This is a genomic window from Kurthia sp. YJT4, assembly GCF_030219945.1.
In the GTDB taxonomy this organism is placed as follows: Bacteria; Bacillota; Bacilli; order Bacillales_A; family Planococcaceae; genus Kurthia; species Kurthia gibsonii.
In genome coordinates, this window is record NZ_CP126689.1 from 170344 (window position 1) to 184336 (window position 13993).

Consider the following 13993-nt stretch of genomic DNA (forward strand, 5'->3'; position numbering starts at 1 on the left):
ATGACAGAAGACAAGAGGAGGGCAGAATTGTTTCGGCAATTCTTCAGTGAATGCTCTATCTAACAATTATTTATATACATGTATTAAGCGCTATTTTATCGATTGGTCCATTCTTTGTGCTATTTCCTGTATTAAAAAAGATGGAGAAAACATCAAATATGGATATGTTTCGTGCCTATGCACACGCTTTTCAATCAGGAATCACTGTTGTGAAACATGCAGGTCACGTACTAATCGTTTTTGGCTTACTTGCGATGTGGTTAGGTCCTTATAATTGGGATACACCGTGGATTTTAACAACGATGATTTTATTAGTGGCATCAGTTGTTTATTTAGCGCGTGCTTTTAAGCCAACGATGCGTACGCTAGACACACCGCAATTTCAAAAAGAAAAGTTCGTACGCAATTTACGACGAGGCGCGATCAACTATACTATCTTACTCTGTATTATGCTGTGGTTAATGGTTACAAAGCCAATCTTATGGTAATAAAAAGAGGATGGGACATAAGTGTAAAAACACCATCCTACATGAGCATAAGAAAAACTGGAATCGCGCTATTGTGCGGTTCCAGTTTTTCGTTGTGAACTCTAAAAAAGGAAAATGAGATGTTCTGTCCCATCCTCTTTATAATTATTTTGTGTGAATTGCTAAAATCTGTTCTTTTGCTTCTTCAATTGTTGATAGAATAATTACTTCTTCTGGAAAATGCCCTGATGACGTTAAGTCATTTGGAACAACGATACAAGGAATTTTTGCAGCTACAGCTGATTTTGCACCATTCTCAGAGTCTTCAATCGCAATGCATTGTTCAGGCTCTAAATTGAGTGCAAAGAGTGCTTCTTCATAAATTTCTGGATGTGGTTTAACATGAACAACATCATCAGCACATCGAATCGCTTCAAAATAATGGGCAATGCTATGTTTATTAATAAATTCTGCAATAAACTTTAATTGGCTACCTGATGCAATTGCCATACGTACACCCTGTTCGTGAAGTGTGCGAAGTAAATCTGTAATACCATCTTTCACAGGTAAATCAACTAAACGTTCATTTACACGTTTTTCGGCAAAAGGTGATAATTCGTCACGTGTAATATGAGCATCTACATGTGTTGTTAAGTAATCATAAAGTGATGTATCTTGTGTACCAATACATGCTTGAAAAACTTCTAAAGGTACTTCATATTCATATCGTTCTTGAATAAGTTCTTGGTAAACGTCAATCCATAATGCTTCTGTATCGACAATTGTTCCATCAAAATCAAAAATGACTGCTTCCATTTTTAATTCCTCCTTTATAAAAAGTGAAAAAACTTTTCAAATAATACTTTTCGAAATATACTGTTAGAAATAGCATAACATAGAATAGTTTCGAACTGTAAAGGAAAGGGGTGCCATCTAATTGGAAAATAAAAAGAAAATGAAACGCTTATCAATCATGAGTATCGTATGTGTATCAATTGTAATGTGTTGTGAGATCGTATTCCACTTAGAGAAGGCACTGGATTTATCAACAACTAAGTATTTTTCATATTTACAAGTAGCTACATATTTCATTGCAGCAATTCCCTTTACATATGCGCTGTTCTTATATATACAAATAAAAAAGCAACAAAACGTGAAATAAAATTTTAGATTGAGTGGTTTTGTTTAGATAATACTACAAAAATCCCTATAAGATCGACCGTTGAAAAAGTCATCTTATAGGGATTTTTTATTATGGGTTCAAACCATAAATGCCTTGCAAATGTTTTAAAAGACCAAGTTCGTTATTCGTATATTCGGTTACTTCTGTTGCTTGCTCTTGTACCCAGAGAGGCGCATTTTTCATTGCTACAGAGCGACCTGCTTTATGGAATAGTGGTAAATCATTTCCGCCGTCTCCAAAAGCAATTACATCTGCGAAAGATAGGTGATTTTCTTCTAGAATTTTTGCAACACCAGTAGCTTTTGTAATATGGCGACCACTAATATCAATTAAATCAATTGCGGAAAAAGCCGCAGTAAAAGGTAGGATTTTTTCTAAAATACGTAGTTCACCTAAAAAGTCAGCTAATATATCATGATTTTCTTTAAAGAATAGAATCTTTTCAACATCTTTTGTATCAACATCTTTTGTCCATTCGGGTGATGTATAGCCATGTACGGTTAATTCATGTGCGCGATCACGCATAGGCGAAATTTTCGCGGTTGTACGTCCATCGTGATGGTGAATTTCATGATGGATTTCGTGTACGAGTGATAAATCAACGAGTGTTTCTACAGCTTTTGCTTCAATGGATTCGCGATAGATTTCTTTTCCACCAAAGTGTACGTTCATTCCATTTGAATTAATAATGCCGTCAACTTCAAAATCAATTGGAATTGCTAAGCGCATTTCATACATCGTTCTCCCTGTCGCAATACATACTAGAATGCCTTTTTTTCGAAGAGCTTGTAAGTAATCTGAGAGTTCAGGATCTACTTTACGGGCATTGTTCAATGTTGTGCCATCTAAATCAAGTACTATCATTTTAGGTTCCATGTTCATCGACTCCTTACTTTTTTGTTTCAATTGACTTTTCAACTTCAGGAACGAGGTCTTTAATCAATTGTGTCGCAGTTTTCCCACTTTTTTTATGATTTTCTACGAGTGATACAATTAAATAATTCTTTTTTTCGGCATTGAATACAAATACGAAACTATTCTCTATACCCTCTGTACCTTGTTCAAGCTTTAATTCAGCAGTTCCTGTTTTAGCTGCTAATGGTAATTTTAGTGAAGCTAGGTTATGAGCTGTACCATTCGGATCTTTCACTACTTGTAAAAGAGCTGCATTTACTTGGTCGACTGCTTTTTTGGATACTGCTTCAGAGGTTTTAGATTTTTCATTCACTCGAATATGTGGTTGTACAATTTTTCCGTCATTTGCAAAAGCACTGTATGCGACTGCCTGTTGGATAGGTGACATGAGTAGTTGTCCTTGTCCATAAGCTGTATCAGCTAATAAAATATCACTCTTGAATTGTTTATCCGTTGAAATTTGGGCAGGTGTCATAGCAAAAGGTAGATTGAAATCTTGTCCAAAACCAAATTTTTTTAAACCAGCACGTAATCGATCCTCTCCAAGCTCTAGACATTCTTGAGCAAAGAAAATATTATCGGAATAAATGAGCGCTTTTTTATAATCTACTTTTTGATTCTCTGTAACGCGTGTAATTTTATAATTCCCCCAAGAACCATCTTTTTGCCATTGTAGCCCATCAATTGTACGTACGCGATTAGCTTTTAATGTTCCCGCATCAAATCCAATTGCTGCTGTAATAGCTTTCATTGTTGAGCCAGGCGCATAACGCTGTGTAAATCGATTTGTGAACGGTCTTTCAGGGTCATTCGCATATTGGTCATACGTTTTTTGCGATAAGCCACGTACCATCTGATTCGGATCAAATGATGGCTTCGAAACTAGCGCCATTAACGCACCGTTTTGTGGCTCCATAATGACAGTAGAACCTGTAGCTTTTTCTAAATCTTCGTATGCACGTTTTTGCATTAAGGCATCGATTGTTAAACGAATTTTTTCACCATTCTTTACCTTACTCTCAAGTAATACCTCTTTTACTTTCCCATCTTTATTCACTAAAGAGATACTTCCTCCATCTGTACCACGAAGTTCCTTATCATAAGCTCGTTCTAGCCCTGTTTTTCCAATAATTGCGTCAGAAGAAAGAGCTGGATTCTTTTTAATATCCTCTGCTGTAACCGTTCCTGTGTAACCAATTAAATGAGCTGCCGCTGCACCAAGAGGGTAGTAGCGTGTAGTTGTTGCGGCATATTGTAATCCATCCATCTTTTGAACATCTTCATCAGCTACTATTTTAATAGGAACAAATAAATCATCTTTTACCCATCCTTGCGCTAATTTTTGTTCGACACTCTCTGTTGAAACATCTAAAAATTTCGCGATTTTTTCGATTCTTTTTGTGCGTGTCGAATCATTTCCTAATTCTTTTGGAATGATACCAGCGCGAAATGCTTTTTTATTTGTGGCTAAATCAAAACCATTTACATCTACTAAATCACCACGTATCGCAGTAGTTGTTTGAAATGAGATGCGATCAGTTGGCTTCATATTCGGAAAGATTAAAGATGTTTTCCAATCAATCTGATATGTACCATCTTGTTTGATTAGTTTTGTTGAATATGAAAAAGACGTTGTTTTTCCAATAGCCGTTTCAAATACAGCTTGATAACTCAACTTTTGATCAGATACTTTCATATTTGAAATTTGAATTTTACTTACACCAATTCCTCCAAAAACATTCGTATATTTCTTCACAAAGTCATCTTTTGTATAACCTTGTTGTTTTAAAGAGTCTGTTGTTACCTGTTTTACAAGCTCTGTATATTTCTTCTTTTCGAAGTTTTGAGTCCATTGTGTTGCTGCTTTTTCCTGTGCTTTTTGATCTTTTTGTTGTATGAAAACATAGATTCCGACAATTGCAAGAATTATAACAGCAAGTACGCTGATGATCATTACTATTTTTTTGTTCATTTTCCCGCCTCCTTCTATTTATTATGAAGGATTCATGCAAAGTTTGCAAAAAGAAAGACTACCGTTTTTTAACAAATTGTAAAAAAATAAAAAAATTTATCGAAAAATGCGTGATTTTCTCAAAAAATATATTATAATTCTATTTAAGGAAGAAAAATTGTTTAGTTTAAGAGAATTTCTGTTAAGGATAGATAGGGCAATCATTTTTTAAGTAAAGAGAGCGGACATTCATTATCAAATAATTGAAGTCGTAGCCTCTATTCTGCAACGTCTATTTCTAAAAATAGAAACTCTGGAAAGAGAGGGGAGTAATGATGTTTGATCAATATGCTTTTGGTGAGCAGCTAAAGTTACTAAGGGAGCTTAGCAATCACTCAATGTTGTCTTTGGCAAAAGAAATCGGCACGTCAGCGAGTCGTATTAAAAGTTGGGAGGTTGGTGAGAGCATTCCTTCAGCGAAATGGATTGTTCGATTGAGCCAAGCTTTAAAAATTTCTGCAGACGATTTATTATTAAATATTATGAGTGATGTACCAACACCGCAAAATGATATTGAATATAGCAGAAGAAAGAATGTGTTACTTCGTGATTTGAGTTCCATTTTACCAGAGCTGACGAAGCAGGATTTACTAGAACTTTATACGTTAGCTGAAATGAAAGTAACGGTAAAAAAAGAGATGCCAATTGAAGAAGCCATTCGTGCATAATGAATGATTAAAAAGAGAGGTTACGAGCAAGCGTAATGTCTCTTTTTCTTCGTTTCACGTCTTACATATAAAGGGTATGATATACATAATGTATGTTACCTCGAAAGAAATGGCTGAAAATACTTATAAAATAAAGCACTTTATATTAAAAGATTCGTTATAATTAATAGGATGATAAAAAATATGTAAATGGGGGAGACGGGTGAAAATAAATCGTTCAAAAATCTTTCAATGGATTAAAGTTATTTTACCGATTCTCTTAATGCTTTTTGCGATTCACGAATTGACCAAAATTGTAAGAGAAGCAAATGGAGCTCAAATTGCGCGGCAACTTGGTTCAATTGATGTTCGGACGCTAGCATTAATCGCAGTTGTGCCGCTTTTTTTAGCTTTTCCAATGTTTTTTTATGATTTTTTTATTATGAAAAAACTGAAGTTAAAAATGCCAATCAAAAGGCTTATGAAAGAATCTTTAATAATTAATTCATTTTCAAACTTAATCGGATTTGGTGGCTTAGTAGGTGTACTTTTGCGTACACATTACTTTAAAAAGCCAGACATGGATAATACGACATTCTTTAAAATGATTGCCTCTGTAACGCTCTTTTATTTAGCAGGGATTTCACTATTTGCGGATTTATTATTAATTTTCTTCCGTGATATTCGAATTTTTACAGAGCATCCTTTCTTACTATATGTAGCTGCATTTATCGGTTTATATACACCGTTTTTAATTGTGCGCGCGATTGTTCAGCTACTGCGTAAAAAAATGACGAGACATCAATTGCTAGGCGATGTTGCACTAACATTTGTATCTATTTGTGAGTGGCTAGGTGCTTTCACAATGCTCGTTATTTTAACAAAATTACTTAATATTGATGTGCCTTTAATCGATTTATGGCCGATGTTTGTTATTGCTTCAGCAGCCGGTATTGTCAGTATGATTCCTGGAGGATTAGGCTCTTTTGACTTAGTTTTCATTTGGGGAGCTACAAGTTTAAATATTCCTTCAGAATCTGTATTAGTATTATTACTATTCTATCGTGTTGGATATTATGCAATTCCGTTCTTAGCTGGGTTGGTTCTCTTTATTCGTGATATTTGGCGTTCATTCAATAGAGGTTATAATAGCATTCCAAACTTACTATTAGAACGTACGATGCATATTATTGCGACAGCACTCGTATTTTTAGCTGGTTTAAGTTTATTAATCTCAAGTGTTGCACCGGGTGCGATCGAAAAAATAAAGTATGTGAGAGAACTTACATCATTACCTTTTATTAATGTATCGCATCAAGTATCGGTTATGACAGGCTTTCTACTATTAGCCTTATCAAACGGAATCTCTTATAAGGATCGCCGCACATTTAAAGTAACACTGTTCGTCTTATTATTTGCGGCTGCGCTTTTCATTGTAAAAGGTATTCAATATCGACAAGCACTCTTTATGATTTTTGTAGCGCTATTACTGTACTTTGCACGCAATCGTTTCTATCGTACGAGTTATGTAGAGACATGGGGACGCAGTATTTTCAATACATTCGTTATTACGGTTGTATTACTAAGTTATTTAGTGATTGGTATTATTGTGAAGTCGGATTTACGTCACCACCTTTCCGAACATGTACAAGGGATTATTATTCGTAACCCTGATGACTTATTTAAAAGTGCATTAATTGGATTGATTGTTATTGGGGCAGTAGTTCTGTTTGAACGATGGCAGCGCAATCGAACCCAATTCAAGCGTGTCTATCTAGTTGAAAATCAAGATGAAGTAGCAAAGCATATCGCAAAATATGGTGTGACAGAAGCGCATCATTTTGAACAGCATATGCATCAATGTATTTTTTGGAATAAACAGCGTAATGTTCTGTTCTCTTACCGTATTACTGCAGATAAATTTATTGTGCAAGGCGATTTGATTGGTGATCAAAAGCACTTTAAATCATCGATTGAGGAATTTATTGCCTTTGCAGATTACTATGGTTATACACCTGTATTTTATGAAGTCAGTGATTCATTCATTCCGTATTTATACGGATACGGCTATAACTTTTTTAAACTAGGTGAAGAAGGAAATGTAGAGATTTCAGAAGTTGTTTTAACGCATGAAGAAAAAGAGCAATATAAACAGTTACAAAAAGAAATGCAAGAAGTTGGTTATACATTTGAATGGTTAGAACCGAAATTTTCTGAAACATTTATACGAGAGTTAGCAGAACTTTCAGCTATATGGCAAGGCGATAAAGAACAAATTGGTGAACATTATGTATTTAATGAGAGCTATTTAAATAATGGTCCAATCGTTTTATTACGAAACAAACAACAAGAAATTGTCGCATTTGCAAATTTAACAGAATTAGATGGTCCAAAGCATACGATTGCGATTAGTTTATTGCGTTCGACACAAACAGACATGCCAGCACATGCACTTGATTATTTGTTAGTCTGCTCGTTAATTGCAACGAAGGAAAAAGGTTATCGATATATTAATATTGGAATGGTTTATTTAAAACATGTTGGTGTATCTAAATATGCGGGAATTTCAGAGAAAATTGCAGCTCAGATTTTAGTGAATGCACAAGAATCTGGGAATAAAAAAGACTTACGTTATTTGAAAGAGCAATATGCGAATGAGTGGCGACCAAAATATATTGCCTATCGTAAACGACGCTCGTTACCATTTACGATGCTACAAATTTTAATGTTAATTGGTGATAATAAAATTGCGAGTAAGCGAAATCAACTTATCGCAATGCGAAATTTAAAGAAAAAACAACGAAATTAAGTTTAATGAGGTGCGGTTATGACAGAATTGACAGTAGAACAACAGATTTACGATTGGTTTCGTCATTTTCATGAACATCCAGAAGTAAGTTGGAAAGAGTATGAAACAACAAAAACATTAGCTTCGATTATGGAAGAACTACAAGTGGAGTATCGTTTATTCGGTGATATTCCAGGTTTAGTTGCAGAAATTGGTACAGGAGATGAAATTATCGCTGTTCGTGCAGATATCGATGCCTTGTGGCAAGAAGTAGATGGTGTATGGCGCGCGAATCATTCATGTGGGCACGATGCGAATATCACAATGGTGTTAGGAGCATTAATTCGTTTGCGAAATGAACCATTAACACATCGTGTTCGTTTCATTTTCCAACCTGCAGAGGAACTAGGAAATGGGGCTGTTGCAGCTTATGAACATGGGGCTGTTGACGGTGTATCTCATTTATTCGGTGTTCATCTACGTCCAATTGAAGAATTACCACTTGGTAAAATTGCGCCAGCGATTCACCATGGAGCAGCGTATTTCTTAGAGGGAAGCATCAAAGGTGTGGATGCACATGGTGCTAGACCGCATCAAGGCCAAAATGCACTGGATGTTGTCATGGCTGTTCATCAAATGCTAAATAGTTTGCACTTTTCACCGTTCGAACCACATTCAGTGAAATTAACCAAAGTAGTTGCTGATGGTGGAAGTACGAATATCATTCCAGGGAGTGCGACGTTTGCGATGGATCTGCGTGCGCAAAGTAATGCTTTATTAGATGATATGAAAACAGCTATCCATAAAGGACTACAAGCTATTCAACAACAGTTTGACATCGATTTAGAGTGGCGCTTTTATGATTATACGCCAGGAGCAGAAGTTTCTGAAGAAGCGGCACAGATGGCAAAAGAAGCAATTGTTGAAACGCTAGGTGAAGAATTTTGCACAGAAGCGATCCATACACCGGGAGCGGATGATTTTCATTTTTATACAGTGAAGAAGCCAGAGCTAAAGGCTGCGATGTTAGGTGTAGGAGCGGATTTAGCACCTGGTTTACATCACCCACATATGACATTTGACCAACAGGCTCTAGTAGATGCGTCAAAAGTATTGGCTACATTATTAAAGAAAACACCACGAAAATAAAATACATTTCGACCACTTAATCAAATTGATTAAGTGGTTTTTTATACATTTCAATAAATTTTTATTCGTTTTATTGTATTTGTATTGTTTAGCTATTACAAATAAAAATACTGTCTATGTAATCGTTTTCTTTCTGCTTTGGTGCAAAAATTTTGCATTGACCTCTTTCCACTCAACGGATATTCTTAATTCTAGTGAATGTTTTCATTTTTCAGACAGATAAAGGGGATGAGATGGATGAAAAGAGAAATTAAAGCAAGATGGACGATTTTAACGTTCTTTGTCATGATTACATCGATGGCTGTAGCGGTTGCTGTTTTGGGGACAAGCCCGCACGTACCACTTGTTATTGGTACAGTAACAGCAGCGATTGTGGCGATTGCTCATGGTTTTAAATGGTTAGAAGTAGAAGAAATGATGTATAAGGGGATTAAATTAGCACTTCCAGCGGTTGTCATCATCATGCTTGTTGGTTTTACAATTGGCGCATGGGTTGGTGGCGGTGTCGTTGCGACGATGATTTTTTACGGTTTGAAATTAATCTCACCTGCATGGTTCTTAGTAACAATTCTATTATTATGTGCGATTGTAGCATTAGCAATCGGTAGTTCATGGTCTACAATGGCAACTGTGGGGGTTGCTGGTATGGGTATTGGACTAAGTATGGGTATTCCTGCACCAATGATTGCAGGAGCAGTTATTTCAGGCGCTTATTTCGGTGATAAGATGTCACCATTATCAGATACAACAAATTTAGCTTCTGGTTTAACAGGTACACAATTATTCGATCATATTCGTCACATGCTCTATACGACGATTCCAGGATTAATTATTTCATTAATTGTTTTCGGTATTTTAGGTCGTAAGTTTGCAGATGTGAATATGAACTCTGAAAGTATTTTAACGACATTACGTGTCTTACAAGAGACGTTTTATATCTCACCATGGTTATTAATTGTGCCTGTAGCAGTTATTTTCATGGTAGCCAAGAAAATTCCGGCTATTCCGGCATTACTTGCAGGGATTGTGATGGGTTTCTTATTACAAATTACGGTTCAAGGCGGTTCAACAAAATTTGCACTTGAAACATTACAAAGTGGTTTTGTTTTAGAATCAGGTAATGAATTAGTTGATAAACTATTCAATCAAGGCGGATTAGATGGCATGATGGGTACGGTATCAATGACGATTATCGCGATGACATTTGGTGGTATTTTAGAGTACTCAGGTATGTTGAAATCATTAATTCAAGTCATTATGAAATGGGCAAAATCAACAGGTAGTCTAGTAGCATCTACGATTACAGCTTGTATTTTTACAAATGCGACTTGTTCTGAACAATATATCTCAATTGTCGTACCATCGCGTATGTTTGTAAAAGCTTACCGAGATCGAGGATTACATTCTAAAAACTTATCACGCGCGTTAGAAGATGGTGGTACTTTAACGTCTGTATTCTTCCCGTGGAATACATGTGGTGTATTCATTTTTGCAACGTTAGGTGTAAGTGCATTTGAATATGCGCCATATGCTATTTTAAACTTTGTTGTACCAATTATTTCGATTATTTATGCTTATGTAGGTTTTGCGATTGTTAAATTAACACCTGAAGAATTAGAAGAAGCAAAACAAAAAGAAATCGAAGAAGAAAAAGCATTAGAACCAAGTGCATTATAAATGTAAAAAAGCAAATCGTCTCTTATTGGCGATTTGCTTTTCCAGCATTAAGAGCCAATCCAAGTGTAAACTGCACGTGGCCTACCTTTTTTGTATGTCATTTCAGAAGAAATAATTGCTAAATAACCATGTTCTAATAGTTTTTTAATCATGCGCTCAGCGGTGCGTCTTGTTACATGTAGGTGATCTGCAACATCTTGTGCAGTAAAGTGCTTTGTATGGCGTTCCTCAATGAATGAACTCATTTTTGAAAGACTGAGTACACTTAATTTTGTACGTTCAGCCATTTCTTTTTGCTTCTCACTATCAAATTTGAGTGGCAAAATCGTTTGATGAGTTGGGTAAGGACCTAATAAACGACTATATTCATCAAGAATGTAGATTTCGTCGGTTTTTGTAAATTGAAGAGCATCTTGTGCATGTTGAAGTGCTTCTGAAATCGACTCACCATAGCCGAAACCCATTTGATACGGTTTTTTAAAATAGGCGAGACAGGCTTTTAACTGTTTTTCATTGTGTAGTAGTTGTTCTAAGTGACCAATTGTTGTGTATAATTCCATACGATGTGTATTTTGCCTTGTATAATTTGCATGGATGGCTTGCGTAAAATGAATGAAAGCAGCCTCATCTTCTGGATGAATTTTTAAGACACCTGCTGTCATACGGTTGGCATTTGATTTTTGCAAAAGAACAGAATCACGCATTTTTTCTAACTTTTGAATGGTTGCAGAAGTCGATTCTTGCATACGCATAACAGGATAACCATTTGCTTTTAACTTTTCATATAATTGGTGTACGCTAGTAATAATCAGTTGTATATGCCCTTCATCGTATAATGTTCGATGACGTTGTTCCACGTCTACTTGTGTTGCATCATGAATATATGGAGGAGTATCAAGCTGATGAATGTCTTGTAAAATAGACGTAACGAATGTTGGTTCAATCACATCAATGGAGATTTTATTGAGCGGAATATGATATTTGGTTATAGCAGCTAATAATGTAGTAGAGATGGTAGCCTCATCTTGTATAAAATGTGTATAAGGAATACGAAGTGAAGGCAACAAAGGTTTCACTTCTAAATACGGTAAAAAGCCACCAATAATAAGTGCATCACATGGTTGTAATTCATGTAGTAATTGTGTTGCTTGTTCCGGTTCTTCATACACATAAAAATCTAGTTGGATATCCGCTATTTTTTGTGCGATACTAGAAATGTATTTTTGATAAGCTTGTGAGCTGATTAATGCCATTCGAATGTGCATGGTCATCTTCCTTTGCTTTTTATTTTCGTTATTTAACGACAACTAAACGACATCTATTATAAAGGAGTTTTTTATCTATGAAAATTAAAGAAATTGAGCTATTTGCTATTAACTTACCATTAATCGATCCATTTATCATCAGCTATGCGACATATGATTCAATCCAATCGATTATCGTGAAAATGACGACAGATGATGGAATTGTTGGATATGGTGAAGCAGTTCCAGATGAACATATTACAGGGGAAACGTGGGAAAGTACATTCCAAGTTTTAAAAAATCATTTAGCACCAGCCGTAATTGGTTTAGATCCACGTCAATTTGAGAAGTTACATGATGTGATGAATCATGTTGTAAAACCAGCACTAGCAGCCAAAGCAGCAATTGATATCGCTTGTTTCGATATTGCAGGAAAGTCGATGAATGTACCTGTGTATCAATTATTAGGTGGCCGTTATCATGAGAAATTCCCGATTACACATGTATTATCAATCGGAGAACCAGAAAAAATGGCTGAAGAAGCAGCTCAGAAGATGGAACTTGGTTATACATCGTTTAAAATGAAGGTCGGAACAGAAGTAGCAAAAGATGTAGCACGTATCAAAGCAGTACGTGAACGCGTAGGACAAGATATCGCAATTCGTGTTGACGTTAACCAAGGATGGGGTAATGCAGCAACGACCTTAAAAGCGCTTCGTGGTATGAAGGATTTAAATATCGATTGGTTAGAACAGCCTGTAGAAGATAATGATATTGACGGTCTAGTTGAGATTAAGGCGAAATCAGATATTACATTGATGATTGATGAAGGTTTACGTAGCGAGCGTGATATGCGTGAAGTCATCGCAAAACGTGCAGCAGATAAAGCGAATATTAAACTAATGAAATGTGGTGGTATTTACCCAGCCATGAAGTTAGCTGTAATGGCTGAAATGGCGGGGATCGAATGTCAAATCGGTTCGATGGTTGAATCATCAGTTGGTTCAGCTGCTGGATTCCACGTAGCTTTCTCGAAAAAAATTATGGGTAGTGTTGAATTAACAGGACCAATTAAATTTTCAAAGGATATCGGAAACTTGAAGTATGATATTCCATTCATTCAATTGAATGAAAAACCTGGACTTGGTGTAGATGTTGACGAAGCAGTTCTTCACGAATTAACAGCATTTTCAGAGAAGATTACAGGGTAAGGGGTAACAGATATGACATATTTTTTAACAGGTCACTTAGGAGAAACACCTTTTGCTGTTCGTTATTTAACAATGGATGACTTACAGGCAATCGAAGCACTTCAGCAACGTGTATATGAAGCATTGCCTGTTCGAAGTGTCCTTCAACCATTAACGACAGAAGAATTTGAAGCGATTCTACAAGATGAAAAGATGATGATTGGTGTTTTCGTAGAGGAGGAAATGATTGGCTTCCGCGCACTATTAAATCCACCAATAGAAGAAGAACATCTAGGATATGATTGTGGTGTTCCAGAAGATCAATTCCATCGCGTACTTTATCAAGAGATTTCAAATGTAGCACCAGAATATAGAGGATATGGTCTACAAAAGAAAATGGCGCAATGGTCGATGGAACGAATCGATCAAACACGTTATGACTATGTATGTTCAACAGTTCAACCATACAATATTCCAAGTTTAAAAGATAAATTTTCTCAAGGTCTAGTTGTAAAAGCCTTGAAAATTAAATATGTAGATAAATTACGCTATGTATTTTTCAAAGATTTACGCACTCCAAATCCAACATATGTAAAAAAAGAGACCATTGTCATGCGTGATACAGAAGGTCAACAAAAATTATTGAAAAATGGCTTTGTAGGGACAAAAATGTACGAAGAAAATGATGAATGGTATGTAGTGTATGAGAAATAAAAAGTATA

General features: G+C 35.8%; 12 protein-coding genes. 8 read left to right on the forward strand and 4 right to left on the reverse strand.

The annotated features are described in order from the left end of the window. The first annotated feature begins 158 nt into the window (after nt 1-158). Nucleotides 159-488, forward strand: a complete 330-nt coding sequence (locus QN089_RS00890) for a hypothetical protein (RefSeq protein ID WP_285215733.1) — start codon at nt 159-161, stop codon at nt 486-488. Between the two features lie 144 nt (nt 489-632). On the opposite strand, the gene QN089_RS00895 is transcribed toward QN089_RS00890, so the two are convergent. Further along, nucleotides 633-1283, reverse strand: coding sequence for an HAD family hydrolase (locus QN089_RS00895; protein WP_285215734.1), 651 nt, complete (start codon nt 1281-1283; stop codon nt 633-635). 121 nt (nt 1284-1404) lie between these two features. Between QN089_RS00895 and QN089_RS00900 the strand changes: the two genes are divergently transcribed. After that, nucleotides 1405-1629 carry a hypothetical protein gene (locus QN089_RS00900; protein WP_285215735.1) on the forward strand — a complete coding sequence of 75 codons (225 nt, stop codon included), beginning with the start codon at nt 1405-1407 and terminating at the stop codon, nt 1627-1629. 90 nt (nt 1630-1719) lie between these two features. Here QN089_RS00900 and QN089_RS00905 read toward each other — a convergent pair whose 3' ends face one another. Then, on the reverse strand, nt 1720-2526 hold the full coding sequence (locus tag QN089_RS00905) for a Cof-type HAD-IIB family hydrolase (protein WP_068456402.1): 807 nt from the start codon (nt 2524-2526) through the stop codon (nt 1720-1722). 13 nt (nt 2527-2539) lie between these two features. Further along, nucleotides 2540-4537: a penicillin-binding protein PBP4(5) gene (gene pbp4 / locus QN089_RS00910; protein ID WP_285215736.1), complete on the reverse strand. Its 1998-nt coding sequence runs from the start codon at nt 4535-4537 to the stop codon at nt 2540-2542. 311 nt (nt 4538-4848) lie between these two features. On the opposite strand from pbp4, the gene QN089_RS00915 reads away from it, so the two are divergent. The 4 genes from QN089_RS00915 to nhaC all read left to right on the forward strand — a co-directional run bounded on the left by QN089_RS00915 (nt 4849) and on the right by nhaC (nt 10837). Next, nucleotides 4849-5244 (forward strand): helix-turn-helix domain-containing protein, encoded by a 396-nt coding sequence (locus QN089_RS00915; protein ID WP_231726958.1) that lies wholly within the window; start codon nt 4849-4851, stop codon nt 5242-5244. A gap of 202 nt (nt 5245-5446) precedes the next feature. Further along, nucleotides 5447-8032, forward strand: a complete 2586-nt coding sequence (mprF, locus tag QN089_RS00920) for a bifunctional lysylphosphatidylglycerol flippase/synthetase MprF (RefSeq protein ID WP_285215737.1) — start codon at nt 5447-5449, stop codon at nt 8030-8032. An 18-nt stretch (nt 8033-8050) separates the two neighbouring features. After that, nucleotides 8051-9160 carry an amidohydrolase gene (locus QN089_RS00925; protein WP_285215738.1) on the forward strand — a complete coding sequence of 370 codons (1110 nt, stop codon included), beginning with the start codon at nt 8051-8053 and terminating at the stop codon, nt 9158-9160. 237 nt (nt 9161-9397) lie between these two features. Beyond that, complete coding sequence (gene nhaC, locus QN089_RS00930) at nt 9398-10837, forward strand: Na+/H+ antiporter NhaC (protein WP_068456388.1); 1440 nt, start codon at nt 9398-9400, stop codon at nt 10835-10837. A 47-nt stretch (nt 10838-10884) separates the two neighbouring features. Here the strand turns inward: nhaC and QN089_RS00935 are convergent, their stop codons facing one another. Beyond that, complete coding sequence (locus QN089_RS00935; protein WP_285215739.1) at nt 10885-12102, reverse strand: HTH domain-containing protein; 1218 nt, start codon at nt 12100-12102, stop codon at nt 10885-10887. Between the two features lie 77 nt (nt 12103-12179). Between QN089_RS00935 and QN089_RS00940 the strand changes: the two genes are divergently transcribed. Further along, on the forward strand, nt 12180-13292 hold the full coding sequence (locus tag QN089_RS00940) for a mandelate racemase/muconate lactonizing enzyme family protein (protein ID WP_285215740.1): 1113 nt from the start codon (nt 12180-12182) through the stop codon (nt 13290-13292). 12 nt (nt 13293-13304) lie between these two features. Beyond that, nucleotides 13305-13985, forward strand: a complete 681-nt coding sequence (locus tag QN089_RS00945) for a GNAT family N-acetyltransferase (protein ID WP_068456378.1) — start codon at nt 13305-13307, stop codon at nt 13983-13985. Nucleotides 13986-13993 lie beyond the last annotated feature (8 nt).